This is a genomic window from Alcaligenes faecalis, assembly GCF_002443155.1.
GTDB lineage: Bacteria > Pseudomonadota > Gammaproteobacteria > Burkholderiales > Burkholderiaceae_B > Alcaligenes > Alcaligenes faecalis.
The window spans coordinates 2,174,712-2,199,530 of the sequence record NZ_CP023667.1 but is presented as its reverse complement, the minus strand read 5'-3'; the positions used below and the strand labels follow the sequence as shown (position 1 = coordinate 2,199,530).

General features: G+C 57.0%; 23 protein-coding genes. 20 read left to right on the top strand and 3 right to left on the bottom strand.

Annotated elements, in window-relative coordinates; genetic code table 11:
• The first annotated feature begins 77 nt into the window (after positions 1-77).
• The 4 genes from CPY64_RS10360 (at position 78) to CPY64_RS10345 (ending at position 3,472) form a co-directional block, all read left to right on the top strand.
• Positions 78-1,067 carry a TrbG/VirB9 family P-type conjugative transfer protein gene (locus CPY64_RS10360; RefSeq protein WP_123794758.1) on the top strand — a complete coding sequence of 330 codons (990 nt, stop codon included), beginning with the start codon at positions 78-80 and terminating at the stop codon, positions 1,065-1,067.
• Positions 1,064-1,654 (top strand): hypothetical protein, encoded by a 591-nt coding sequence (locus CPY64_RS10355; RefSeq protein WP_123794756.1) that lies wholly within the window; start codon positions 1,064-1,066, stop codon positions 1,652-1,654. Before CPY64_RS10360 ends, CPY64_RS10355 begins: the two co-directional genes overlap by 4 nt.
• Positions 1,655-1,947: 293 nt before the next feature.
• Positions 1,948-3,039: a hypothetical protein gene (locus CPY64_RS10350; protein ID WP_123794754.1), complete on the top strand. Its 1,092-nt coding sequence runs from the start codon at positions 1,948-1,950 to the stop codon at positions 3,037-3,039.
• Positions 3,005-3,472, top strand: a complete 468-nt coding sequence (locus CPY64_RS10345) for a hypothetical protein (protein ID WP_123794752.1) — start codon at positions 3,005-3,007, stop codon at positions 3,470-3,472. Before CPY64_RS10350 ends, CPY64_RS10345 begins: the two co-directional genes overlap by 35 nt.
• Positions 3,473-3,745: 273 nt before the next feature.
• Here the strand turns inward: CPY64_RS10345 and CPY64_RS10340 are convergent, their stop codons facing one another.
• Complete coding sequence (locus CPY64_RS10340; RefSeq protein WP_042481574.1) at positions 3,746-4,978, bottom strand: urate hydroxylase PuuD; 1,233 nt, start codon at positions 4,976-4,978, stop codon at positions 3,746-3,748.
• 58 nt (positions 4,979-5,036) lie between these two features.
• Positions 5,037-5,390 (bottom strand): hydroxyisourate hydrolase, encoded by a 354-nt coding sequence (uraH, locus tag CPY64_RS10335; RefSeq protein WP_026483497.1) that lies wholly within the window; start codon positions 5,388-5,390, stop codon positions 5,037-5,039.
• A gap of 232 nt (positions 5,391-5,622) precedes the next feature.
• Between uraH and CPY64_RS10330 the strand changes: the two genes are divergently transcribed.
• The 7 genes from CPY64_RS10330 to trmD all read left to right on the top strand — a co-directional run bounded on the left by CPY64_RS10330 (position 5,623) and on the right by trmD (position 12,334).
• On the top strand, positions 5,623-6,351 hold the full coding sequence (locus CPY64_RS10330) for a GntR family transcriptional regulator (RefSeq protein ID WP_042481571.1): 729 nt from the start codon (positions 5,623-5,625) through the stop codon (positions 6,349-6,351).
• A gap of 11 nt (positions 6,352-6,362) precedes the next feature.
• On the top strand, positions 6,363-7,295 hold the full coding sequence (gene puuE, locus CPY64_RS10325) for an allantoinase PuuE (RefSeq protein ID WP_042481568.1): 933 nt from the start codon (positions 6,363-6,365) through the stop codon (positions 7,293-7,295).
• A 284-nt stretch (positions 7,296-7,579) separates the two neighbouring features.
• Positions 7,580-10,207 carry an alanine--tRNA ligase gene (alaS, locus tag CPY64_RS10320; protein ID WP_042481566.1) on the top strand — a complete coding sequence of 876 codons (2,628 nt, stop codon included), beginning with the start codon at positions 7,580-7,582 and terminating at the stop codon, positions 10,205-10,207.
• Entirely contained in the window at positions 10,204-10,458 is a 255-nt protein-coding gene (locus tag CPY64_RS10315; RefSeq protein WP_042481564.1) for a sulfurtransferase TusA family protein, read from the top strand. Before alaS ends, CPY64_RS10315 begins: the two co-directional genes overlap by 4 nt.
• A 136-nt stretch (positions 10,459-10,594) precedes the next feature.
• Positions 10,595-10,855, top strand: a complete 261-nt coding sequence (gene rpsP / locus CPY64_RS10310; protein ID WP_009455906.1) for a 30S ribosomal protein S16 — start codon at positions 10,595-10,597, stop codon at positions 10,853-10,855.
• A 32-nt stretch (positions 10,856-10,887) separates the two neighbouring features.
• Positions 10,888-11,487: a ribosome maturation factor RimM gene (rimM, locus tag CPY64_RS10305; RefSeq protein ID WP_042481562.1), complete on the top strand. Its 600-nt coding sequence runs from the start codon at positions 10,888-10,890 to the stop codon at positions 11,485-11,487.
• 88 nt (positions 11,488-11,575) lie between these two features.
• Positions 11,576-12,334 (top strand): tRNA (guanosine(37)-N1)-methyltransferase TrmD, encoded by a 759-nt coding sequence (gene trmD, locus CPY64_RS10300; protein ID WP_042481559.1) that lies wholly within the window; start codon positions 11,576-11,578, stop codon positions 12,332-12,334.
• A 222-nt stretch (positions 12,335-12,556) separates the two neighbouring features.
• Here trmD and CPY64_RS10295 read toward each other — a convergent pair whose 3' ends face one another.
• Entirely contained in the window at positions 12,557-15,409 is a 2,853-nt protein-coding gene (locus CPY64_RS10295; RefSeq protein ID WP_042481558.1) for a valine--tRNA ligase, read from the bottom strand.
• Positions 15,410-15,662: 253 nt separating this feature from the next.
• On the opposite strand from CPY64_RS10295, the gene ndk reads away from it, so the two are divergent.
• From ndk to hisC, 9 genes are all read left to right on the top strand, one after another.
• Complete coding sequence (gene ndk, locus CPY64_RS10290; protein ID WP_009455885.1) at positions 15,663-16,088, top strand: nucleoside-diphosphate kinase; 426 nt, start codon at positions 15,663-15,665, stop codon at positions 16,086-16,088.
• A gap of 148 nt (positions 16,089-16,236) precedes the next feature.
• Positions 16,237-17,385 (top strand): dual-specificity RNA methyltransferase RlmN, encoded by a 1,149-nt coding sequence (gene rlmN / locus CPY64_RS10285; RefSeq protein WP_042481555.1) that lies wholly within the window; start codon positions 16,237-16,239, stop codon positions 17,383-17,385.
• Positions 17,382-17,876 (top strand): helix-turn-helix domain-containing protein, encoded by a 495-nt coding sequence (locus CPY64_RS10280; protein ID WP_042481552.1) that lies wholly within the window; start codon positions 17,382-17,384, stop codon positions 17,874-17,876. Before rlmN ends, CPY64_RS10280 begins: the two co-directional genes overlap by 4 nt.
• Positions 17,873-19,159, top strand: coding sequence for a flavodoxin-dependent (E)-4-hydroxy-3-methylbut-2-enyl-diphosphate synthase (gene ispG / locus CPY64_RS10275; RefSeq protein WP_042481550.1), 1,287 nt, complete (start codon positions 17,873-17,875; stop codon positions 19,157-19,159). The genes CPY64_RS10280 and ispG overlap by 4 nt, the downstream gene beginning before the upstream one ends.
• A gap of 42 nt (positions 19,160-19,201) precedes the next feature.
• Positions 19,202-20,485: a histidine--tRNA ligase gene (gene hisS, locus CPY64_RS10270; protein WP_042481546.1), complete on the top strand. Its 1,284-nt coding sequence runs from the start codon at positions 19,202-19,204 to the stop codon at positions 20,483-20,485.
• Positions 20,486-20,487: 2 nt separating this feature from the next.
• Positions 20,488-21,123 carry a YfgM family protein gene (locus CPY64_RS10265; RefSeq protein ID WP_042481543.1) on the top strand — a complete coding sequence of 212 codons (636 nt, stop codon included), beginning with the start codon at positions 20,488-20,490 and terminating at the stop codon, positions 21,121-21,123.
• 3 nt (positions 21,124-21,126) lie between these two features.
• Complete coding sequence (gene bamB / locus CPY64_RS10260) at positions 21,127-22,305, top strand: outer membrane protein assembly factor BamB (protein WP_042481540.1); 1,179 nt, start codon at positions 21,127-21,129, stop codon at positions 22,303-22,305.
• Positions 22,302-23,660: a ribosome biogenesis GTPase Der gene (gene der, locus CPY64_RS10255; RefSeq protein ID WP_042481539.1), complete on the top strand. Its 1,359-nt coding sequence runs from the start codon at positions 22,302-22,304 to the stop codon at positions 23,658-23,660. Before bamB ends, der begins: the two co-directional genes overlap by 4 nt.
• Complete coding sequence (hisC, locus tag CPY64_RS10250; RefSeq protein WP_042481536.1) at positions 23,660-24,742, top strand: histidinol-phosphate transaminase; 1,083 nt, start codon at positions 23,660-23,662, stop codon at positions 24,740-24,742. The genes der and hisC overlap by 1 nt, the downstream gene beginning before the upstream one ends.
• Positions 24,743-24,819 lie beyond the last annotated feature (77 nt).

Genomic DNA, 24,819 nt, shown 5'->3' with positions numbered 1-24,819 from the left:
GCGGCTTGAGCAGGCATCCTTGAAGATAAACCCCATGCCCTTGACGGGACATGGGGTTTTTTCTTTGGGTGCTTGCCATGCGTTTTCTTGTCCGTTGCTGCGTCTTGCTGATGTGTGGCCTGGGGCTGCCTGCCTGTCAGACTAGCCAGGGGCCTGATGGCTCGTTGGCGGATCCGGGGGCACGCGTCTTCAACTTCGATTGGCGCTTGTCGGGTGATCCGCAAGTGGGACCTATGCAGGTGTTTGATAACGGGACGCGCATCTGGCTGCATTTTGCACCGGAGCAGACGCTGCCAGCGGTGTTTGGACGCAGAGACAGGCAGGAAAAACTGCTGTCGTTGAAGCCTTCGGGGCAGTTTCAAATCATCGAGGGCTCGTGGGCGGAACTGATATTCCGGGCCGGGCGGACACAGGCGCAGGCTCGTTTAGGGCGCAAGAATGCCCATGGCGAAGGTTCCGCATTACTTGACGCAGAGACATCGGCTCCCTTGCCACATGGCCGCAGCCAGCAGAACGATCAGCAGCAAGCCCAAGCAAGTCTCTCCCAGCGTGGCGATTCTCCACCCAGCCACTCCCCGTTAAGTCGTTCCGATACCCGCTCTTCAGAGCCAAGCCATGTGTTTTCTGGAAAGCTTGTGCCAGATTTGATGGCGGTTCAGGTGAAAGAGGGTGAGTCTGCTCCTGCGAACTTATTGCAGACACAGGCCTTTCAAGCCCGCTCAGAGTTGCTGCGGGTCTCAGTCCCTGTTGTGGATACAGAGTCCAAGGAAGAGCCTGTTTTTGAACTGCGAATAAAGGATAGAACCTTGAGGCAGGCTTTAGTCCGATGGGCCAAGCAAGCGAACTGGGTATTTGCACCTGAGCATTGGACCCTGAAGGTCGATTTTCCCATCAAGGGGACGGCTCGCTTTGAGGGAGGGTTTGAGGCTGCTGTGGCCCAATTGTTAGCGGCGACTCAACTGAATGCTCATCCTTTGCAGGCCTGTTTTTACTCGAACCAGGTGCTTAGGGTTCTGGCTTGGCCGCAAGCCTGCGATCCCAGCGTGCCACCCGAGGGGCAGTCATGAAGTACCTCTGGCTTTTGTCTTTGCTCGTGATGGCGGCTTGCACCTTGCAGACAGCAGGACAGCATGTCGATCAACCGTGGCTGGAGGATGCCGTCGTACTGGATGGCAACAGCTCATCCTCCATGACCCATACCCAGTCTGTTGACAAGCCTTGGCTGCTGGGAGAGGCCGTGCCTTTACGAAAACAGGCTGTCTTGCCATCAGCATTGCGTTCCAGACAAACCTACAGTTTTTCTTTGGAAACGCCTTTGCCCAATATGGATGAACTGGCGCGTCGTTTGTCTTTATTGTCTGATCTGACCGTGTTTATCAGTCCACAGGCTCGCTTGCTCTTGACGCAGCTCCCGCTGCGAGCAGGCGTGGGGGAGGAGTCAGAGTTGACTCAGCAACGAGGTCTGATTTTTGAACAACTTCGTTTGCCAGCCTTATTGGATCAGATTGCAGCGGTATATGGCTTGGGGTGGCGTTATCAGGCTGGCCGTATTGAGCTGTACCGCAACGAAACAGATCGCCTGGCTCTGGAGCAGAAGTCCGGATTGCAGCCAGTGGATGGGGCTGGAGGATCAAGCGATCGGGGTATGAAATGAGTTCTGCCTCGTTCCAACGGGAGTACTGGTTCGGATTGCAGTGGGTGAATGCCGGGGAAGGTGTGCGGCAGACTCAAGCCCATCGGATGAAGCAATCGTATTGGACTTGCTTGATGGGAATGGGCGGGGGGCTGAAAGAACCGGCAGGTGAACAAACAGAAAGGCAGGTAACGGGTTGGGTTCCCAGTTGTTGGCTGAACAGCCGGAGGACCCAGTCAGTCTTGCGTTTGGCTCAGAACGGGCCTTCAAGAGCCAGATTGACGCAAGTTCAGGCCTATTCTGCGGCTGCTTGTATGGCTGCTCATCATCCTCAAGAGGCGGTTTTCCTGTTGTGGACGGTGGCTCCCGGCCGTTTGTGGTTTCTGGTACTTGAACATGGCCTAGTGATGGAGGGGAGCGATTGCCTTCTGGCCCAGGTCGGACAGGTACAGACCTTGCGGCAGGCTATGTTGGCGCGTTATCCCTCCATCCGCGAATTGCGGCAACCAGATGATTTATGGGTCTGTCTGGAGCAGGGCAGAAGACCGCAGGGCCGTATGCAGCGCCAAGCCGTCAGGCGTATTGGGTGGTATGAAAAAATCCCGCTCCGTCTGGTGGTTTTATCCGTGCTGGTGATGGCGACGCTTGGCGGCGTGCTGTCCGTTGATCTGCGGGGACGCTTGGCTGCTAACGCGTCTGACTGGAGGCAAGGCGCCGCCCAGGAAGAGTCTGGTTTGACCAGTGTCCAGGCGGTGCTGGGCTTGATTGAGGAGCTCCCTGCACAGGGAACGGACTGGCAATTGCAGCAGGTAGATTGTCGCCGTCAGGCCGCTTTGTGGGAGTGTCAGGCGCATTATGGGTTTGAGGATGTGCAACGTTTTAGTGCGGCCATGCAGAGCCAGACTCGCGAGCCGAATGTGCTGGAGTTCACCGCATTGGGACAGGGTGAGTTGTATATCCGGCGGGGGTATCAGGCATTGATTCCTCATTCTCTGGCAACGCAGGATCAGGAGCGAATGCCAGTTGAGGCATCCCGAAGCTGGCATGCCGAGCTGGCCGCCTTGATGCCCGCTTTTATGCGCCTGTCAGTGTCTCCGGCTCAATGGGTCGAATCTGCTGATGAGAATGAGCAAGTGGGGGTAGGTGGGTGGCGTCGCTCCTGGCTCAGTCACTCGCCTTTGCGTTCGGTGTATTTGCTGGCGGCCCAGCTTCCTGATCTGCAATGGGAGCGCTTGAGTTTGTCATTGAATCCGCAGTCCTACCCCTCGCTGCTGGGCAGCGCTTTTATCGTGGAGCTGGAAGGCTATGTTTATGAATCTGCGCAGCGGGATTGGGCCGATCAAGATTGGGCTGATTATATGCAGACCACTTTTGAGCATTCTGTTTGGTCTGACACTGATGTTTAGTGCACCGGCTTTGGCAAGGGAAGCAATAGTGACGATAGTAAGGGAGATGTTGTTGCTGGAAGCCGAGCAGGCTCGTCAAAATATGTCGTCGGATTTGAGGCAACAAAAGGGACGGGAGGGGGCAGGTCTGCCTGATGTAAGCAAGCTCAGATCCAGCATTCCCGTCACTGCATTGAAGCTGAAGGCTATCTATGGAAGAGATACGCAGTTGCTAGCCGAAGTGCAGCATGGGCAACGCCTGCTCCTGTTTCAGCAAGGACAGCTGTGGCCGATAGGGCGGGAGCGCGACAGGACCATGCGCCTCTTGTTTCTGGATAGTCGTTGCATTGAGCTTGAAGTAGGGCTGTCCCCGGATTCGAGTTTGTCAGCCGCCTCGGATCAGGAGCAGCAGCAAGCGAAGCTTCAAGTCACCAAACTATGTTTGCCTTCCTGACGCGGGAGAGTTTGACATGCGTTTGGCAGAATTCGGGATGTCCTGGCCGCTGTCACTGGGCTGCTGCTCAGTTTCCAAGTCCGCCTATTCTTGAGCCCCCATGTCATTGGCTTTTGTACGCTTGCGCATCCTTGCTCATCGCTTCGCTAGCAGACCTGGTGGGCCATTCAACCGCCCTCCGAACAAGAAAAAACCCCGACATGATTTTCATCATATCGGGGTTGGAAGTTACTACGGAGCTTGTCGCTCGTCAGGCTTTAGCCTTGTTCTGCATTAGTCGCGGGTACCGCTCCAAGCGGCAATGGCAGCACGCTCTTCGTCGGTCATTTGCGTCATGTTGCCCAGGGGCATGTACTTGGAGTGCACCACGGTTTTCACCTGTTCGGCGTGCAGCACCGTGTTGTCGATGGTATCGAGCAACATGCCAGCAGGAGCCGCTGTGAAGCCGAAGTCGGCATTGGGCTTGGCCGCGTGGCACTGAACACATCGTGCATCCATGATTTCCTGAACACGGGCAACGCTGATGGTTTCAGCACCGCTCGCCGCTTCTGGTGCACTGGCAACTTCACCTTTCAGGCTGGCAGGTGCAGCCAGGTAGCCAACGATCAGCAGCAGCACAACACCAGCAGCCGGGTAGGCAGGCTTTTTGATGCCAGCATGCATCAGCACGAAGTATTGACGGATCAGGGCGCCGGCAAAGATGAACAGCACCATGATGATCCACGCATTGGGGTTGTTATACGTGAACGAGTAGTGGTTGCTCAGCATCAGCAGCAGAACGGGCAGCGTGAAGTAGGTATTGTGTACCGAACGCTGTTTGCCGCGCTTGCCGTCCAGTGGGTTGGGCGCTTGACCGGCTTTCAGTGCCTTGACCATGCGGCGCTGGCCGGGAATGATCCAGAAGAACACGTTGGCCGACATGCTGGTGGCCATGACAGCGCCAGTCAGCAGGAAAGCAGCACGACCCGAGAAGATGTGCGCGCTCAGGTAAGCCACTGCCACCATCATGATGGCCACCGCCACGCTCAGCAGGCCGTCGCGGTTCATGTTGGGGCTGATCAGGCGGCACAGGCCGTTATAGACCACCCAGCCCAGCACCAGGAAGGCAATGGCCATGACGTTGGCTTGAGTGCCGGTCATTTGAGCCGCCCATTCCCAGGGACTGTTGGGGTTGACCAGATAGAACTCGGGCTTGGTCAGGTAGAGCAGGGCGAACAGGAAGAAACCGGACAACCAGGTGGTGTAGGACTTCCAGAAAGACCAGTGCAGGTCATCAGGCAGTTCGGCCGGGTTGGTCAGGTATTTCTGGTTGTGATAGAAGCCGCCGCCGTGGACAGCCCACATCTCGCCAAACACACCGCGTTTCTTGCTTTCTTCGCCTTTAGGCGGTTTCAGGCCGTTGTCCAGCATCACAAAGTAGATGGACTCGCCGATCCAGGCGACAGCCGCAATCACGTGCAACCAGCGCAACAGCAGGTTGCCGTACTCAAGTAGGTAAGCGTACATAAAGATCTCGTATCAGAGTGGTTTCGTATAGAAGCGAAAAGTCGACTTGGATACGCGATCAACTGCCGCGATAGGTGGACCAGGACCAGGGGGTCACGACCAGAGGTACGTGGTAATTGGCATTGGCATCAGCGATACCAAAGCGAATGCCGACCTGATCAACAAAGCGTGGCTCGGGCAGAGTCACACCGCTGGCGGCAAAGTAGTCACCTGCATGAAACACCAGTTCGAAAACGCCCGTGTGCATGGCCTCGCCTTGCAGCAGGGGCTCATCACAGCGACCGTCGCTATTGGTGTGAGTGGTTTTGATCAGAGTACGTTGATCGTTTTCGATGGAATAAAGATCGACGCGCACGCCGCTGGCTGGGCGTCCTTGAGTCGTGTCAAGGACATGGGTTGATAGCTTTCCCATAAATGTCTCCGGTTTATGGTGATCAAAAAAGGTCCAGCGAGCCCAGTTTTGAGAACCGGCCGGGGGCCAACGGTGCAAGGATCAGTGCGCTGGGTTGAGGCCCCGAAACTGTCGCTCTGTTTGAGGAATCAGATTGTCGACAATTTATGTTGACGATTTTGTCGGGGTACCGAATAATTGTCAATAGTCAATAACGAGAAATTCTATGCTTCAGATACGGCGGCAAGAGGGGATGAGCAGTGAATCCCAAGCGCCCAGCGCCTCCTCGCTGCTAGAGGGAGGCATGGCAGATAGCGAGGTCGGGCGTGTTTATAGCCAGATCTTTGATGCGGTCGTTGACCGTCGTCTTTTGCCTGGAACCAAACTGACGGAAGCCACGCTATGCACGATTTTCGAGTGCTCGCGGGCGACCGTTCGTGCGGCGCTGGCTGCCCTCGAACACGACAAGATTGTGGTCATTGAGCCCAATCGGGGTGCTTTTGTCTGGAAGCCGACGGCCAAGCAAACACGGGACGTGTTTGAACTGCGGCGTGATCTGGAAGCCTTGATTCTGCAAAAACTGATCAGCTACCCGGATCTGCCGGAGCGTCTGGCTGGCCTGTATGAAATGGTGGAGCGTGAACAGCACGCCTTTGAACATGGCGACCGCATCAGCTGGTTGCGCCTGTCCAATGCGTTTCACGTGATGCTGGCGCGCTGCGCTGGCAATGATGAGCTGACCGAGTTGATGCACGCCTTGTGCGCCCGCACCACGCTCATCATTGCGTATCACGATACACCGGGCGAACAGGCGTGCTCGTTTTACGAGCACAAAGAGATTTTGGACAAGCTTAGTCAGGGCGATGCCGAAGGCGCGCATCTGGCTATGCATCATCACTTAAGTGATTGTGAACATCGCATGAGCGAAGCGGGTGATGGCAATGCTGCCGATCCTTGGCTGGCCCTCAGCGTAAAACGCTAAACGGAGACGGTATGTCCTTGAGTAAGTACCCTCGTGACCTGGTCGGTTACGGTAAAAACGTGCCCCATGCACAATGGCCTGATCGGGCGCGCATTGCGGTGCAGTTTGTCTTGAATTATGAGGAAGGCGGCGAGAATTGCGTCCTGCACGGTGACCCGGGCTCCGAGCAGTTCCTGTCCGAAATTATTGGTGCGGCCGCTTACCCGGACCGTCACCTGTCCATGGAATCCATTTACGAATACGGCTCGCGTGCCGGTGTCTGGCGGATTCTGAACGAGTTTGAGAAGCGTGGCCTGCCCATGACCGTGTTTGGGGTGGGCATGGCGCTGGAGCGTCATCCCGAGCTGGCACAGGAATTCGTGCGCCTGGGTCATGAGATCGCTTGCCATGGCTACCGCTGGATTCACTACCAGAACGTGTCCGAAGAAGTCGAGCGCGAGCATATGCGCCAGTGCGTGAAAGTGCTGACGGACTTGCTGGGTCACCATCCCGAAGGCTGGTATACCGGCCGCGATAGCCCAAATACCTTGCGTCTGGTGGCTGAAGAGGGCCAGTTCCTGTACAGCTCCGATTACTACGGTGATGATCTGCCGTTCTGGACCGAGGTTCAGCTCAGCGACAATACGGTCAAGCCGCAATTGATCGTGCCTTACACCCTGGACAGCAATGACATGCGCTTTGCGGCTCCTCAGGGTTTCAACACCGGCGATCATTTCTTCTCTTACCTGAAAGACGCGTTTGACGTGTTGTACGAGGAAGGTGAAGAAGCGCCCAAGATGCTGTCCATCGGTTTGCATTGCCGCCTGATCGGCCGTCCTGGCCGCTTCCGTGCTTTGCAACGCTTTCTGGATTACGTGCAATCGCACGAGCGCGTCTGGGTATGTCGTCGTGTGGATATTGCTCGCCACTGGGCCGAGCATCATCCCTACCAGCCCAAGGCCTGATCGGCCCCAGGCCAAGGTTAGCGCTCTCTGGCCTGTCATGACGACCTCCTGATTCCGGGCAGGGTCGTCTCACGTTCCGACTCTCCGGGGTCGGAATTGTTGTTTCTGCCCGCTGAAAACAGTACTATTTGACGCTTACGCAGCCGCTCGTACAGGGAGTGTGGCGTCCGGGCTTCTCACTGCTATGCCGGGGCGGCAGGTGTTGTGCCAGCGCAGCGCGCGCATGGGCTGCAAGGCTGATCGTCTTATAATAGGCAGTTAAATTTTCCATCGCGTTGCATGTAATGAAAACCTCAGAAATTCGTCAGAAGTTTCTTTCTTTTTTTGAATCCAAGGGACACCACATCGTTTCCTCGGCTTCGCTGGTGCCAGGCAATGACCCTACCTTGCTGTTCACTAACGCAGGGATGGTGCAGTTCAAAGATGTGTTCACGGGCAAGGAAACCCGCCCCTACAACCGTGCCACCAGCTCTCAGCGCTGTGTGCGCGCCGGTGGCAAGCACAATGACCTGGAAAACGTGGGCTACACCGCTCGTCACCACACCTTTTTTGAAATGCTGGGCAACTTCAGCTTTGGCGACTACTTCAAGCAAGACGCCATTCGCTATGCCTGGGAACTGCTGACGACGGTTTACAAGCTGCCTGCAGAAAAACTCTGGGTCACCGTCTACCAGGAAGACGATGAGGCCTACGATATCTGGGCCTCGGAAATTGGGGTGCCCAAAGAGCGCATCATCCGCATCGGTGACAAGGGCGGCGTACGCTACAACTCGGACAACTTCTGGCAGATGGCCGATACCGGTCCCTGTGGCCCTTGCTCGGAAATCTTCTACGACCACGGTGCCGACGTCTGGGGTGGCCCTCCCGGATCGCCTGAAGAAGACGGCGACCGCTACATTGAAGTATGGAACCTGGTGTTCATGCAGTTCGAGCGTTCCGCCGACGGCACCATGACACCGCTGCCCAAGCCTTGTGTGGACACCGGCATGGGCCTGGAGCGTATTTCGGCTGTGCTGCAGCATGTGCACTCCAACTACGAAATCGACCTGTTCCAATCCCTGATTCAGGCCGCCGCACGCGAAACCAAGACCAGCGACCTGAGCAATAACTCGCTCAAGGTGATTGCTGACCACATTCGTGCTTGCAGCTTCCTGATCATTGACGGGGTGATCCCCAGCAATGAAGGCCGTGGCTATGTGTTGCGCCGCATTATTCGCCGCGCCTTGCGTCACGGTCACAAGCTGGGTCAGAAGGGCTTGTTCTTCTACCGTTTGGTACAGGATCTGGGTCTGACCATGGGCGAAGCCTACCCTGAGCTGATTAGCCAGCGTGAGCGCATCGAACAAGTGTTGCGCCAGGAAGAAGAGCGTTTCAGCGAAACGCTGGAAAATGGCATGCGCATTCTGGAAGGCGCTTTGGCCAACCTGCCAGAGAATGCCAAGCTGGACGGCCAGACGCTGTTCACCTTGTACGATACCTACGGTTTCCCCGTGGACTTGACCGCCGACATCTGCCGCGAGCGTGGCATTGAGGTCGATCTGGACGGTTTTGAAGTCGCCATGGAAAACCAGCGTCAGATGGCACGCGCTTCGGGCAAGTTCAAAACATCCGAAGGCCTGAGCTACTCCGGCGTGCAAACTCGCTTTGATGGTTACACCACCCTGGAAGGCAGCGGCACGGTTACCGCCTTGTATGTGGACGGCACCTCTGTGCAGTCCGTGGCCCAGGGCCAGCAAGCAGTAGTGGTTCTGGATGCCACCCCTTTCTACGCTGAGTCCGGTGGTCAGGTGGGGGATGCCGGTATCCTGAGCGATGCCAAGGGCCTGTCCTTTGAAGTGCAGGATACCCAAAAGATTTCCAATCAGGTTTTCGGGCACCAGGGAGTGCTGAACGCTGGCACGCTGACCGTGGGCCAGACTGTTCAAGCCCAGGTGGATACCGAGCGTCGTGAGCGTGTGATCCGTAACCACTCGGCCACGCACTTGATGCACAAGGCCTTGCGTCAGGTGCTGGGCGGTCACGTGCAACAACGTGGCTCCCTGGTGGACGCTGAGAAAACCCGTTTTGACTTTGCGCACGATGCCGCCATGACAGCCGAGCAAATCGCTCAGGTTGAAGCCATTGTGAACGATCAGGTTCTGGCTAACCAGGCCGTGCAAGCCCAGCTGATGTCGTTTGACGACGCCGTCAGCGGCGGTGCCATGGCTTTGTTTGGTGAAAAGTACGGCGACGAAGTGCGTGTACTGGATATCGGCTTCTCGCGCGAGCTGTGTGGTGGTACTCACGTTCAGCGCACGGGCGATATCGGCTTGTTCAAGATTGTCTCGGAAGGCGGTGTAGCCGCTGGTGTGCGCCGTGTCGAAGCCATTACCGGCACCAACAGCCTGCACTGGGTGCAAGCGCAGGAGCGTTTGTTGAATGACGCCTCCGCCAGCCTGCGCACCCAGCCAGAAGGTCTGGTGGCTCGTATCAGCGCCTTGCAAGGCCAGATCAAGGATCTGGAGCGCGAGCGCGAACAAATGCAATCCAAGCTGGCGGCTTCTGCCGGCCAGGATCTGCTGGCCCAAGCCGTACCCTTGAATGACAGCAGTCGCCTGCTGGTGGCTACGCTACAAGGCGTGGAAGCTAAAGCCCTGCGCGAAATGGCCGATCAGTTGAAGAACAAGCTGCAGTCGGCCGTGATTCTGCTGTCCATCGTTGCGGACGGCAAAGTCAGCCTGGTGGCTGGCGTGACGCCTGACCTGACCTCCAAGGTCAAGGCGGGTGATCTGGTGGGCTTTGTGGCCTCGCAAATGGGCGGGAAGGGCGGTGGTCGTCCTGATATGGCCATGGGCGGTGGTACCGATGCTAGCGTCTTGCCACAGGCTAATGCTTCGGTGCAGGCCTGGGTCCAAAGCAAGTTGGGAGCGTGACGATGTCCGAGCCCGGCGCTTTGCCCAACAGCGATCTGCAGGTGGATGCAAGCGGGCTGAAATGCCCCTTGCCCATCTTGCGTGCCAAGAAAGCCTTGGCGCAGCTGGAATCCGGGCAAGTGTTGCAGGTCATCACGACCGATCAGCACGCCATTCAAGATTTTCAGGCTTTTTGTCGCCAAACTGGCAACGAACTGTTGGCTCAAGACCAGCAAGCCGAAAAAACTCTGCATTTTTTACGCCGTCGTTAAGCCGACGGCGGTAGAATACTGCTTTGTCTGTTGCGTATCTAGCACTGAATCTGCTATCTTAGCGTGTTACTTTTGGCATGCTTGCCAGAATAGTGCTAGAATTTTTTGTTTACCTTACACAATAAAGGGATTATCAATGGTGGTAATTCGCTTGGCCCGTGGTGGCTCCAAAAAGCGTCCTTTTTACAACGTAGTAGCCGCCGAGGCGAGCCAACGCCGTGATGGTCGCTTCATCGAACGTCTGGGTTTCTACAACCCCGTCGCTGGCGAAGGTCATGAAAACCTGCGTCTGCAAATGGACCGCGTTAAGCACTTCACCGACAACGGTGCTCAGGTTTCGCCTGCTGTGGCTCGCCTGTTGAAAGAATACTCGGCTAAGGTTGCTTCGGCTGCCTAAGTTGATTCACCTGTTTTTCAGTAGCGTTTAGTGTGAAGCAATCTGCGATTCCTGCTGACCTTGTTGAGCTCGGTCGTATTGTTTCCGCTTATGGTGTGCGTGGTTGGGTCAAGATCCAGCCGCACTCCATGCAAACCAAGGCGCTGCTGAATGCAAAAACGTGGTGGTTAAAAACGCCCCGGCCTGAATCTCAGGCGGGCGTTTTTGCGTCTGCGTCACCCAGACAAATACAAACCGCAAAGCAGCATGGTGCAACCATCGTGGCGCAGTTTGAGGGTCTGGATAATCGAGAGCTGGCTCAAGCTCTCAAGGGGCATACCGTTTGGGTATCCCGTGCCGCTTTCCCCAAAGCGGACGAAGACGAATTTTATTGGGTCGATCTGATCGGCTGCCGCTTCTTTGGCGAGCAGGACGGCCAGGCTGAAAGTCTGGGCGAAGTGGTGGAAGTGCTGGATAACGGCGCGCATTCCATTTTGGTCGTGCATCGTGGCTCCTGGGATGCCGAAGGCGTCTTTACGCCTGCAAAGGACGAGCAGGGCAAGCCGCTGGAAGAGCTGGTTCCCTTTGTGCAAGCCATTGTGCATACGGTGGATATGTCCGCCCGCGAACTGCACAGCCACTGGGCGATTTGATCGTTTCAATCCTGCGCTGTTGCAGTGCTCTGGTCTGATTGGCTGGATCTTGCAAGGCGTATCTGCTTTTTTCTCTTGCCGAGTCCTCATGCGATTTGATGCCCTGACCCTGTTCCCGGACATGTTTGATGTGGTCAGCGAGGCTGGTGTCACCGGCCGTGCGCACAAGCAGGGTATCTGGCAGATGCGGACCTGGAATCCGCGCGACTACACCACCGATGTGCACCGTACTGTAGACGATCGTCCTTACGGCGGTGGCCCAGGCATGGTGATGCTGGCTGATCCTCTGAATGACGCCCTGGATCAGGCTTTGGCTGATCGTGGTGATAGCCCGGAAGTGATTTTGCTGAGCCCTACAGGGCGACGCTTTGATCAGACTGTGGCTCAGGAGCTGGCTCAGGGCCCTGGCGCGGTTCTGGTGTGTGGTCGCTATGAAGGGATAGATCAACGTTTTATTGATGCGCGTATCACCCAGGAACTGTCTTTGGGTGATTTTGTGCTGTCTGGCGGTGAAATAGCATCACTGGCGATTATTGATAGCGTGATTCGGCTCTTGCCCGGCGTGCTGAATGATGCTGATTCGGCTCGTCAGGACTCTTTCCATGCCGACAATAGCGGCTTGCTGGATAGTCCTCATTACACCCGTCCCGAGATATACCGTGATCAGGCAGTGCCCGAAGTCTTGATGTCTGGTCATCATGGTCGCATTCAGGCATGGCGGCGTGAGCAATCCCTGCGTTTGACAGCCTTGCGTCGGCCCGAGCTGATAGAGCAAGCCCGCCAGCGTGGCGAGCTCAGTAAGGCGGACGAACGCTTTTTGGCCTCTTTGGCTTCGCTCGACGGATAGCGCCACCTAAGCAAGCGTCTACATCCTATTGGCCCAGCTTTAAGCGGGCCATGTTGTTATTGGCTGAAGTATTGTGCTGTATCGGCTTGGCTGAACCGTGGTTCTAGACTTTTTAGGGCGGCTTCTCCGATCGCTCTGTACTGCATTGATCATGGATGGGATTAAAAAAAGCCCTGCAATATTGCAGGGCTTTTTGCTATCGTCCGCGCTTGGGTCAGGCGATTAGCCCAGACGATCAAACTGCTGTTTTACCTTGGCCAGTGTTTCACCGAACTGAGCCACACGCAGGCGCTCTTGTTCAACCACGGCGGCGGGTGCGCGTTCCACAAAACTGGCGTTGCCCAATTTGCCTTCGGCCTTGCTGATTTCGCCTTGCAGACGTTCGATTTCCTTGGACAGACGGATACGCTCTGCTTCCACGTCAATCTCTACGTGCAGCATCAGCTGGGTTTTGTCGACCACTTGCACGGGAGCGCCGGCATCGGTAGGCAGTTGCTCCACGATGTCCACGCTTTCCAGCTTGCACAGGCTGGCCAGGTAGGGGCTGTTGGCGCTCAGGATGGCGGCGTCACCTTGGGCAACCAGCGGTACACGCTGGGCAGGCGACAGGTTCATTTCGCCGCGCAGGGCGCGAATTGCATCGACCTGGGCCTTCAGCTCGGCAACCTGGGCTACAGCCTGCTCATCAATCGCGGCAGGGTTGGCAATCGGGTAGGGCTGGACCGAAATGCTGGTGGTTTCATTGGCAGCACGTTTGCCAGCCACCACCGAGACTTTCTGCCACAGCTCTTCCGTGATGAAGGGGATGATGGGGTGCGCCACGCGCAGCACGACTTCCAGCACACGGATCAGGGTGCGACGGGTGCCCAGTTGCTGCTCGGGCGTGCCGTTCTGGATCTGGGTCTTGGCCAGTTCCAGGTACCAGTCGCAGTACTCGTCCCACACAAAGTGGTAGATGGCGTTGGCAACGTTGTCAAAACGGTAGTCGGCAAAACCGCGCTCGGCATCCTGTTCGAGGCCTTGCAACAGGCTGATGATCCAGCGATCCGCAAAGCTCAGTTCGGCGGGCGCGTCGGTGTGCAGCTCATGACCTTCGGTGTTCATCAGCACAAAGCGGGTGGCGTTCCACAGCTTGTTGCAGAAGTTGCGGTAGCCTTCGCAACGCTTCATGTCGAAGTTGATGTTGCGGCCCAGCGTGGCATAGGCGGCCATGGTAAAGCGCAGTGCGTCCGTACCGAAGGCAGGGATGCCATCGGGATAATCTTTCTTGGTGCGTTTGGTGATGCTTTGAGCCTGCTTGGGGTTCATCAGGCCAAAGGTGCGCTTGTGTATCAGGCTTTCCAGATCGATGCCGTCGATCAAATCCACTGGGTCAATGGTATTGCCCTTGGATTTGCTCATTTTCTTGCCTTCCATATCGCACACCAGTCCATGAACATAGACGGTGTTGAACGGAACGCGGCCGGTCAGGTGCATGCTCATCATGACCATGCGGGCCACCCAGAAGAAAATAATATCGAAACCAGTCACCAGCACGCTGGAGGGCAGGTAACGGGCCAGATCCGGGGTTTCTTCAGGCCAGCCCAGATCGGTAAAGGGCACCAGGGCGGAGGAGAACCAGGTATCCAGCACGTCTTCATCGCGGCGCAGTGGGCCGGTCACGCCAGCGGCGCGGGCTTGTTCCAGAGCGTCCTCTTCGGAGCGGGCGACAAACAGGCTGCCGTCTTCGGCGTACCAGGCGGGAATCTGGTGACCCCACCACAGTTGACGTGAAATACACCAGTCCTGAATATTGTTCAGCCACTGGTTGTAGGTATTGGACCAGTTGTCAGGGTAGAAGCGCACACGGCCATCGGCCACCACGTCCAGGGCAACCTGGGTGATGCTCTTGCCGGGGTGCAGCGAATCTTCCGGAGCAGGCTTGCTCATGGCCACAAACCACTGGTCGGTCAGCATGGGTTCGATGACCGTATTGGTACGGTCGCCGCGTGGCACCATCAGCTTGTGGGGTTTGACCGCTTTCAGCAGGCCCTGGGCTTCCAGGTCGGCCACGATTTGCTTGCGCGCAGCAAAGCGCTCCAGGCCTTGGTAGGCTTCGGGAGCGGTGTCGGCAATATGGGCATCCAGCGTCAGGATGCTGATCATTTCCAGGCCGTGGCGTTGGCCAACGGCGTAGTCATTGAAGTCGTGGGCCGGAGTTACCTTCACTACGCCGGTACCAAAGGCCGGGTCTACGTAGTCGTCTGCAATGATCGGGATGGAACGGCCAACCAGGGGCAGGGTCACGGTTTGACCGATCAGGCCGATATAGCGTTCGTCCTCCGGGTGCACCATCAGGGCAACGTCGCCCAGCATGGTTTCAGGGCGGGTGGTAGCAACGGTCAGGTGGGTCAGGCCGCCTTGGGGGGTAGTCAGCGGGTAGCTGATTTCCCACAGGTGGCCGTCTTCTTCCTCGCTGACCACTTCCAGATCAGACACGGCGGTGCCCAGCACGGGGTCCCAGTTCACCAGGCGCTTGCCGCGGTAAATCAGGCCTTGCTCGTACAGGCGGACAAAGGTTTCCAGCACGCCACGGGACAGATTGTCGTCCATGGTGAAGTATTCGCGGCTCCAGTCACAGGACGCGCCCAGGCGGCGGAACTGGCCGGTAATGGTATTGCCCGACTTCTCTTTCCACTCCCAGACTTTTTCCAGGAATTTCTCGCGACCCAGGTCGTGGCGGCTGATGTTCTGGGCATCAAGCTGGCGTTCCACGATGATCTGGGTGGCAATCCCGGCGTGGTCGGTGCCGGGAATGTAGACCGTATCGTCGCCTTTCATGCGGTGGTAGCGCGTCAGGCCATCCATGATGGTCTGATTAAAGGCGTGGCCCATGTGCAAGGTCCCAGTGACGTTTGGTGGCGGGGACTGGATCACAAAGGGTTCGGACTGGTGATCACCCAAGGGCTGGACGTGTTGGCCTCCCTTGAAAAGGTCGGCTTGCTCCCAGCGCGCGTACCAGCGCGTTTCGATTTCCTGGGGGTCAAAGCTCTTGGATAACTGCTCGTCGGAGGTCGTTGCGGATGAGTTGGTCATGGTGATGCGGTCTGCCTGCCCCTTATTGCACGGTTGGTGCCAGATAGGGCGGGACTAATCCTGGGTAAAAAACGAATTTAAGATGCACTATTTTAAGATGTGGCCGTGCGTCTTTGGCGTGGTAAAATGCCGGGTTGCCGTAAATCTGATGAAAGTGCTTGTTTTCATTAAAAAATTTAGCGCGAACCGTCGGATCTGCATTTTGCTTTACGCAGCAAAGACTACACTATATTGTTCTTATTTGGATTTTCACATGGCTATTGAACGCACTCTGTCCATTATCAAGCCCGACGCTGTTGCTAAAAACGTGATCGGTCAGATTATTTCCCGCTTTGAAGGCGCTGGCCTGAAAGTGATCGCTGGTCGCCTGGTTCACCTGTCCCGTGGCGAAGCCGAGCGCTTCTACGGCGTGCACGCCGAGCGTCCTTTCTTCAAGGATCTGGTTGACTTCATGGTTTCCGGTCCTGTGTTCGTTCAAGTTCTGGAAGGCGAAGGCGCCATTGCCAAGAACCGCGAACTGATGGGCGCTACCGACCCCAAGAAAGCTGACGCCGGCACCATCCGTGCTGACTTCGCTGAAAGCATCGACGCTAACGCTGTTCACGGTTCCGACGCTCCTGAAACCGCTGCTGTCGAAATCGCTTTCTTCTTCCCAGAGTGCAACGTTTACAGCCGTTAATTCGTTAAACCGCGCAGTACTGGCGGCACTCTGAGCAAGACTTGCCCGGCTCACCGGAATCGGTGTGCCGGGCAAATCCGCAAAAAGAGGCTTTTTTGCACTCCTGCAAGAAAGTAATAGCCAGAACGCGTGAAGGTATTATTTTTTTATGTCATCGCTCGAACCTACCAATCTTCTGGGCCTGGGCCCGGAGCAACTTGTTGAACTGGTCGCCCAATGGGGTGGCAAGCCTTTCCGCGCGCGCCAATTGCAGCGCTGGATACACCAGCGTCAACAAGACGATTTTGGGCAGATGACGGATCTGGCGCGCGAGTTCCGCGAGCAGCTGACGGCCAATTGCGTTGTCACCGCGCCCAGCATGTCGCACGAACATATTTCTTCCGACGGCACGCGTAAATGGCTGTTTGACGTAGGCAGCAATAATGCCGTCGAAGCGGTTTTCATTCCCGAGGACGACCGGGGCACCCTGTGTATTTCCAGCCAGGCTGGCTGCACCGTGGCCTGTCCATTCTGTTCCACGGGTTACCAGGGTTTCAATCGCAACCTGACGACTTCTGAAATCATTGGCCAGCTTTGGTTCGCCCGTCGTGCCTTGCTGAATGCGCCCGAAACCGCCCGCATTGGCGATGCCGAGCAAACCAGCACGCGTGTCATCAGCAATGTGGTCATGATGGGCATGGGCGAGCCTTTGCTTAATTACGACCAGGTGCTCGGTGCCTTGCGACTGATGCTGGACGATAATGCCTACGGTCTGTCGCGCCGCCGCGTGACGGTATCCACCTCCGGGGTGGTGCCCATGATGGATCGTCTGGCCAAGGATTGCCCGGTGGCGCTGGCTGTGTCGCTGCATGCGCCCAATGATGCGCTGCGCGACCGTCTGGTGCCGCTGAACAAGAAGTATCCGCTGGTCGAGCTTCTGGATGCCTGTAATCGCTATCTGGAGCACGCACCGCGTGACTTCATCACGTTTGAATACATCATGCTGGACGGCATCAACGATACCGACCAGCATGCGCAGGAACTGTTGGACATCGCGCGCATTGTGCGCTGTAAATTTAATTTGATTCCTTTCAATCCTTTTCCGCAGTCCGGTCTGAAACGCTCCTCAGCTGCACGGGTCAAGCAGTTTGCCCAGCGTCTGATGGATGGTGGGGTGGTAACCACAGTGCGCAAGACGCGCGGCGATGACATTGCTGCCGCTTGCGGACAGTTGGCGGGCGATATTCGTGATCGCACCCGTATCGAACAGCGTTTGCCTGATCGTGCTGTCATTCAAATCAAACAGGAACGTGCATGAGCGAGACTCTGGTCCCCTCCAACCAATCGGCTCCGGAAGCGGGCTCAGGTGTAGGCCCGACATTGCGTGAGCTGCGCCTGGCGCGATCCTGTACGCTGAACGAAGCCTCCACCCGCCTGAAGTTTTCGGTTCGCCAGCTCGAGGCCCTGGAGGCTCAGGAGTGGGACCAGTTGCCCGGTGGCCAGCCTTTGCGCGGCATGGTGCGCAACTACGCGCGCTTTTTGGAGGCCGACGTATCGGCTGTGCTGGTCATGCTGGAAGCTCAGGTCAGTGATACCGCTGCGCCCAGGCCCGTACCGCGCAATCATTCCGGTTCGGGCTTGTCCAGTGCGGATTTGAGCCTGTATGCCGACTCGCGCGGCGGTTTTGGCTGGATCTGGATTCTTATCATTATTGTTTTGCTGCTGGTAGCCGGTTTTTACGCCATTGATCGAGGCTGGGTTCCCGAGGAATGGCTGGTGTTTGATTGGCTCAAGGATTTGAAGAAATGACGCAGGGTCCCGAAACTCCCTCTGCTTGCCAACCTCTGCCGGTTGGTGCTCAACCCAAACGGGTGACGCGCACGGTGGATGTGCGCTGGGGCGATCATGTCGTGAAACTGGGGGGCTCGGCGCCGGTCGTGGTGCAGTCCATGACCAATACGGATACGGTCGATGCCATTGCAACGGCTATCCAGGTCAAGGAATTGGCGCGAGCCGGCTCCGAACTGGTGCGGATTACCGTCAATACCCCGGAAGCTGCGCGTGAAGTGCCGGCTATTCGTGAACAGCTGGACCGCATGGGTGTGAATGTTCCCTTGGTGGGGGACTTTCATTACAACGGCCACAAGCTGCTGGCAGACTTCCCGGAATGTGCGCAAGCCTTGTCCAAGTACCGGATCAATCCGGGCAATATGGGCGGGGGCAAGCGTCGGGACGACAACTTTGCCAAGATGATTGAAATCGCCTGCCGTTACGACAAGGCCGTGCGTATCGGTGTGAACTGGGGCAGCCTGGATCACGAGCTGATGGCCCGCATGATGGACGAGAATAATCAACGGGCACACCCCTGGACGGCGCAAGCTGTCATGCGTGATGCCCTGGTGTTTTCGGCCATCAGCAATGCCCAGCGTGCCGAAGAGCTGGGTCTGGACGGCAAACGCATTGTGCTGTCCTGCAAGGTCAGCCATGTGCAGGATTTGATTACGGTTTATCAGGATTTGTCTTCGCGCTGCGATTACGCCCTGCATCTGGGTTTGACCGAGGCGGGGATGGGCAGCAAGGGGATTGTGGCTTCTACGGCCGCCTTGTCCGTCTTGCTGCAGCAAGGCATTGGTGACACCATTCGTATTTCCCTGACGCCCGAACCCGGTGGCGATCGTGCCCGTGAAGTGGTCGTGGCTCAGGAAATTCTGCAGACCATGGGGTTGCGCGCCTTTACTCCGATGGTGGTGGCGTGTCCGGGTTGTGGTCGCACCAGCAGTACGGTGTTCCAGGAGCTGGCCAACGATATTCAAAGCTATTTGCGTGACCAGATGCCTGTCTGGAAAGATCTGTATCCCGGCGTGGAAACCATGAACGTCGCGGTGATGGGCTGTGTGGTCAATGGTCCGGGGGAAAGCCGCCACGCCGATATCGGCATCAGCTTGCCGGGAACCGGGGAAGTTCCTTCGGCACCCGTCTATGTGGATGGCGAGCGGGTGGTGACCCTGAAGGGTGATACTATCGCTCAGGAATTTCAGACCATTGTCCAGAATTACGTTGAGCGCCGCTACGGCAAAACATCAACGGTTTGATCAACACGCTTGTCAGTCTATGGCGAGCAAACCATTAGAATTATGACGCAGCAGTTTCAAAAGCTCCGCGCCCTGACGGGCATGAAAGACACCTTACCGGGTGAAAGCGCACAGTGGGAAGCCCTGGAGGCTCTGGTGCGGGAATGGTTGGCCAGCTATGGCTATCGCAATATGCGTACCCCCGTGCTGGAACATACCCAATTGTTTGCTCGTGGTATTGGCGAAGTCACCGATATTGTCGAAAAGGAAATGTATTCCTTTACCGATTCGCTCAACGGCGACAAGCTCACCATGCGTCCCGAATTTACGGCGGGCATGGTGCGCGCCACTATCGAACATAATCTCTTGTACGATCGCCCTCATCGCGTTTATGCGATGGGACCGGTGTTTCGCCATGAGCGCCCGCAGCGTGGCCGCTACCGTCAGTTCCACCAGATCGACGTGGAAGCGCTGGGTCTGCCCGGGCCGGATGTGGATGCCGAGCTGATCGTCATGTTGTCCCGTTTGTGGAAGAAGCTGGGTCTGACGGATATCCGTCTGGAACTGAACTCCCTGGGCCAGGCTGAAGAGCGTGCCGCCCACCGTGCGGCCTTGATCGAACACCTGGAAGCCCACAAGGATGTGCTGGACGAAGAAGCCCAGCGTCGCATGTACACCAATCCCTTGCGCGTGCTGGATACCAAAAATCCGGCCATGCAGGAAATGGCCAATGCAGCTCCACGCCTGTTCGACTTCCTGGGTGAAGAGTCTCGTGCTCACTTCCAGGGCGTATGCGATCGTCTGGATGATGCCGGTATTCCCTACACACTGAACCCGCGTCTGGTGCGTGGTCTGGATTACTACAACTTGACCGTGTTCGAGTGGGTAACGGATCGCCTGGGTGCACAAGGGACGGTATGCGGCGGAGGCCGTTACGACGGCCTGATCGAATTGATGGGTGGCAAACCTTCGCCCGCTGTGGGCTTTGCCATTGGTATGGAGCGCTTGCTGGATCTGTGCTCGCAAGATGGCGAGCAGCCAGCCATTCCCGAATGTCAGGTGTATATGGTTCACCAGGGCGAGGCAGCCCAGCGCAAGGCCTCGCTGTTGGCCGAGCAACTGCGTGATGCCGGTTTGCAGGTGATTGTCCATGCAGGCTCCAGCGGCTTCAAGTCCCAGTTCAAGCGGGCTGATGCCAGTGGCGCGCAGGCCGCCGTTATTTTGGGTGACGACGAACTCCAAAAAGAACAGGCCAGTGTGAAATGGTTGCGTGCTGCGGATGGCGCCGAGCAGCAACAGTCTGTTGATTTTTCTGAACTCGCCAGTGTTTTGTCAGCAAGGATTTGAGCATGGCCTACGATCTTGAAGAACAGGAAAAACTAGATGCCATGCGAGCATGGTGGGACCGCTGGGGCACCTTGTGCATCGTGCTGGCTTTTGCTGCCTTGGCAGCAGTGGCGGGCTGGCGCGGTTGGCAGTGGTATCAGGGCCATCAGGCAGGTCAGGCCATGGGTTACTTTGAAGCGCTGGAAAGTGCGGCTGCCCAGACAGGCGAAGAGGCCGATGCCCGCGTGCTGGCTGCCAGCACGACCTTGCGTAACGATTTTCCCAAGTCCGGCTACACCTCCCGCGGTGTCTTGCTGGCTGCTCAGGCTTTGCAGCAACGCGGCAATCTGACGCCTGCTCGTGAGCAACTGGAGTGGATGGTCAAAACCAACCACGACCCGGCGCTGACTCCGCTGGCACGTTTGCGTCTGGCCGGCATCTTGCTGGAACAAAAGAATTATGATGAGGCCCTGGCTCAACTGACGAATCCTCCTGCCAGTTTTGCCGGTTTGTTTGCGGATCGCAAAGGCGATATTCTGGCCGCTCAAGGGCAGAATGATGCAGCGCGCGAAGCCTGGAAGCAGGCCGTGGAGTTGCTCAAGCAAGACCCTATTTCGCAGTTGGTTCAGATCAAACTTGATGCCCTGGCAGGAGCTTAATTCATGTCTCTTCCTACTATTCGCAAATCCCCATCCTCTGCCATGCGTGTCCTGCGCCTGAGCGCGCTGGCCCTGAGTCTGACCGCATTGGCCGGTTGCTCCATGTTCTCCAGCAAGGATCCACGTTTCGAGCCGACTCCCTTGACCGAATACACCCCTGGTGTGGCCGCCAAGATCAGCTGGAGCACCTCTATTGGTAGCGGCGCGGATTCGGGCTTTGCACCGCAAGTGACCGGTTCTTCGGTCTATGCCGCAACGGTATCCGGGCAGGTCAGCAAGGTGGATCTGGAGACGGGCCGTGTGCAGTGGTCGGCCAATGCCGGCAAGAAGTTGACGGCCGGTGCAGGTTCGGACGGTGTAGTGACTGCGGTTGCTTCGGTAGACGGGAACGTGATTGCGTTTGACGACTCGGGCAAGGAATTGTGGCGCAGCCGCAGCAGCAGCGCCGTGAATATGCCTCCTGTTGTTGGTGCCGGTGTGGTTGTGGTGCGTACCAGCGACTACCGCCTGCAAGCCTTTGATGCCAGCACGGGTGATCTGCGCTGGAGCCTGCAGCGCCCCGGTCCAGCCTTGTCGCTGAAAACCAGCATGCAAATGCGCATTATCGACGGCTTGTTGCTGGCAGGCATGCCCAACGGTCGCTTGATGGCGATTGACGCGGCTCAAGGTCATCTGGTGTGGGAAGGCAGCATTTCTGTCTCCCGCGGCGCGACCGATCTGGAGCGCATTAATGACGTCGTGGGTGCTCCCCAGGTCGTCGATCCCCTGCTGTGCGGTGCAACCTACCAAGGTCGCGTTGCCTGCTTTGACGTCTCCCAAGGTGGGCGTCTGGTGTGGGATAGGGAATTTTCGGCCGGTACCGGTATCGCAGCGGACAACCATATGTTGTATGCCGCCAATAGCCGCGACCAGATTGAAGCGTTTGCCATGACAGACGGGCAAACCATCTGGACGCAGAATGCTTTGCGTAACCGTGGTCTGGCTCCTTTGGCCGTCATGCCCCAGGCGCTTGCCGCCGGTGACATGGAAGGCTATGTTCACTTTCTATCGCGACTGGACGGCACCTTGTTGGGCCGGGTCAGTGTCGGCGGTGGTGCCATTGTGTCGCCTTTGATCGGAACCCCGCGCGGGGTCCTGGTTCAGACCGGCAATGGTAATTTGGTCTTGGTTGGAATCAATTGAAAAGCGTTTCTTTTAAGCCCGTAGTGGCTTTGGTCGGTCGGGCCAACGTCGGCAAGTCCACTTTGTTCAACCGCCTGACGCGCTCGCGCGCGGCTCTGGTGGCGAACTTCCCTGGTCTGACCCGCGACCGCCATTACGGCGAAGGCCGGGTTGGCAGCCGTCCCTATATCGTGGTCGATACGGGCGGTTTCGAGCCCGTGGCCAAAACCGGCATGTTGCTGGAGATGGCTCGCCAGACCCAGCAAGCGATTGCCGAAGCCGACGTGGTCGTGTTTCTGGTCGATGCCCGTGAAGGCGTCAATGCACTGGATCTGGAAATTGCGCAGCTGCTGCGCAAGCTGGGTCAGAAAGTGCTGCTGGCCGTCAACAAGGCCGAAGGCATGCGTTACGAGGCCGGTGGCGTGGAATTCCACGAACTGGGCTTGGGCCAGCCTTATCTGATCTCCGCCTCCCACGGCGATGGCGTGGAAGAGCTGATCAATCTGGCACTGGAGCAAGTGCCTAACCCTGAGCCTGAAGATGATGGCCAGGACGATGATGAGTTTCAGCACCGCATCAAGCTGGCGATTGTGGGCCGCCCCAACGTGGGCAAATCCACCCTGATTAATACCCTGGTGGGTGAAGATCGCGTGATTGCGTTTGACCAGCCCGGTACGACGCGTGATGCCATCGAAATCGAGTTCGAGCGTAACGGGGTGGAATACACCCTGATCGACACGGCCGGTTTGCGCAAGCGCGGCAAGGTATTTGAAGCGGTCGAAAAGTTCTCCGTTATCAAGACTTTGCAGGCGATTGAAGCGTGTAACGTGGTCTTGCTGATGATTGACGCTCACACAGAAATTTCCGACCAGGACGCCAGCATTGCGGGCTTTGTGGTGGAAACCGGCCGTGCGCTGGTGGTGGGCATCAACAAGTGGGATGGCCTGGACGAGTACCAGCGCGAGTGGATCAAGCGCGAGTTCGATCGCAAATTGCGCTTCCTGAACTTTGCCAAGATGCACACCTTGTCGGCGCTGAAAGGGCAGGGGATCAATCCTTTGCTCAAGTCGGTCAATGCCGCGCATGCTGCTGCTTTCTCCAAGCTGTCTACCCCCAAGCTCACTCGCGTCATGCAAGAAGCGGTGGAACAGCAACAGCCGCCACGCAAGGGCATTTTCCGTCCCAAGTTGCGGTATGCTCACCAAGGTGGCATGAACCCGCCGATCGTGGTGATTCACGGCAACGCCCTGGATGCCATTTCGGACAGTTACCGCCGTTATCTGGAGACGCGTTTTCGCGAGGCCTTCAAGCTGGAAGGCACGCCTTTGCGCATCGAATTCAAATCATCTAAGAACCCTTATCTGAAGGACGCGTAATGAGCCGTTTGTGGAGTGATCATGTAGCGGGGCTTTCACCCTATGTACCGGGTGAGCAGGTCAAGCTGGATAACCTCTTGAAGTTGAACACAAACGAACATCCTTTCGGTCCGTCGCCCAAAGCGCTGGAAGCGATCCGCCAGGCGGCGACCGATGACTTGCGTCTTTACCCTTCCTACAGCGCGCAGGAACTGCGTGACGCCGTGGCGCACAACCACGGCGTGAAAGCTAACAATGTCTTTTTGGGCAATGGCTCGGACGAAGTGCTGGCCCATGTGTTCAGCGCCTTGTTCCTGCGTGGCGTGCGTCCGGTCCTGTTGCCCGATATCACGTACAGCTTCTACACCACCTACTGTTCGTACTTCGGGGTGCCTGCTGATATTGTGCCGCTGAGCGAAGACTTCACGCTGAATGTGCAGGACTATGTGCGCAAGCGCAGCCTGCCACCAGCTGGCATTATTTTTGCCAACCCCAATGCGCCTACCGGGATTCCTTTGTCCTTGACGGATATTGAAACCATTCTGGCCGCCAACCCGGACACCACGGTGGTGGTGGACGAGGCCTACGTCGATTTCGGCGGTACGTCTTCGGTTGGTCTGCTGGAAAAGTACGACAACCTGGTGGTCATCCAGACCATGTCCAAGTCGCGTGCTTTGGCTGGCTTGCGTGTGGGTTATGCCTTGGCCAGCGCCGATATCATTCAGGCCCTGGAACGCGTGAAAGACAGCTTTAACTCCTATCCCATGGACACCATCGCTCAGGTGGGTGCCGTGGCTTCCTTGAAGGATACGGAGTATTTTGAACGTCAATGCCAGGCAGTGATTGATGCACGTGAACAGTTGCGTGCCGATCTGGAACAGCTGGGTTTCGAGATTTTGCCCTCGAAAGCGAACTTTTTGATGGCAACGCACCCTAAGCATTCGGCTGCTGGTATTCAGCAAGCTTTGCGTGAGCAGGGGATTTTGGTTCGCCACTTCCGTCAGCCACGCATTGAGCAGTATTTACGTATTACGGTAGGATCGCCCGAGCAATGTGCCCGACTGTGCAACAGTTTGCGGCAGATTTTAGGGCAAGGCGCCTGATATACACCTATTAGATAAAAATCTCCAGTTTGGAACGTGCGGATTCAGGGAAAACCCGGTAAAGTAGTGGGATTCGC

Excerpts from the sequence above, each read along its gene's own strand:
- CPY64_RS10360 (WP_123794758.1), top strand. The coding sequence starts at position 78 with ATGCGTTTTCTTGTCCGTTGCTGCGTCTTGCTGATGTGTGGCCTGGGG.
- puuE (WP_042481568.1), top strand. The coding sequence starts at position 6,363 with ATGTCCTTGAGTAAGTACCCTCGTGACCTGGTCGGTTACGGTAAAAAC.
- uraH (WP_026483497.1), bottom strand. The coding sequence starts at position 5,390 with ATGGGAAAGCTATCAACCCATGTCCTTGACACGACTCAAGGACGCCCA.
- rlmN (WP_042481555.1), top strand. The coding sequence starts at position 16,237 with ATGTCATCGCTCGAACCTACCAATCTTCTGGGCCTGGGCCCGGAGCAA.
- rpsP (WP_009455906.1), top strand. The coding sequence starts at position 10,595 with ATGGTGGTAATTCGCTTGGCCCGTGGTGGCTCCAAAAAGCGTCCTTTT.
- hisC (WP_042481536.1), top strand. The coding sequence starts at position 23,660 with ATGAGCCGTTTGTGGAGTGATCATGTAGCGGGGCTTTCACCCTATGTA.
- trmD (WP_042481559.1), top strand. The coding sequence starts at position 11,576 with ATGCGATTTGATGCCCTGACCCTGTTCCCGGACATGTTTGATGTGGTC.
- CPY64_RS10295 (WP_042481558.1), bottom strand. The coding sequence starts at position 15,409 with ATGACCAACTCATCCGCAACGACCTCCGACGAGCAGTTATCCAAGAGC.
- ndk (WP_009455885.1), top strand. The coding sequence starts at position 15,663 with ATGGCTATTGAACGCACTCTGTCCATTATCAAGCCCGACGCTGTTGCT.
- CPY64_RS10280 (WP_042481552.1), top strand. The coding sequence starts at position 17,382 with ATGAGCGAGACTCTGGTCCCCTCCAACCAATCGGCTCCGGAAGCGGGC.
- CPY64_RS10355 (WP_123794756.1), top strand. The coding sequence starts at position 1,064 with ATGAAGTACCTCTGGCTTTTGTCTTTGCTCGTGATGGCGGCTTGCACC.
- CPY64_RS10340 (WP_042481574.1), bottom strand. The coding sequence starts at position 4,978 with ATGTACGCTTACCTACTTGAGTACGGCAACCTGCTGTTGCGCTGGTTG.
- CPY64_RS10350 (WP_123794754.1), top strand. The coding sequence starts at position 1,948 with ATGGCTGCTCATCATCCTCAAGAGGCGGTTTTCCTGTTGTGGACGGTG.
- ispG (WP_042481550.1), top strand. The coding sequence starts at position 17,873 with ATGACGCAGGGTCCCGAAACTCCCTCTGCTTGCCAACCTCTGCCGGTT.
- CPY64_RS10265 (WP_042481543.1), top strand. The coding sequence starts at position 20,488 with ATGGCCTACGATCTTGAAGAACAGGAAAAACTAGATGCCATGCGAGCA.
- CPY64_RS10330 (WP_042481571.1), top strand. The coding sequence starts at position 5,623 with ATGAGCAGTGAATCCCAAGCGCCCAGCGCCTCCTCGCTGCTAGAGGGA.
- alaS (WP_042481566.1), top strand. The coding sequence starts at position 7,580 with ATGAAAACCTCAGAAATTCGTCAGAAGTTTCTTTCTTTTTTTGAATCC.
- bamB (WP_042481540.1), top strand. The coding sequence starts at position 21,127 with ATGTCTCTTCCTACTATTCGCAAATCCCCATCCTCTGCCATGCGTGTC.
- hisS (WP_042481546.1), top strand. The coding sequence starts at position 19,202 with ATGACGCAGCAGTTTCAAAAGCTCCGCGCCCTGACGGGCATGAAAGAC.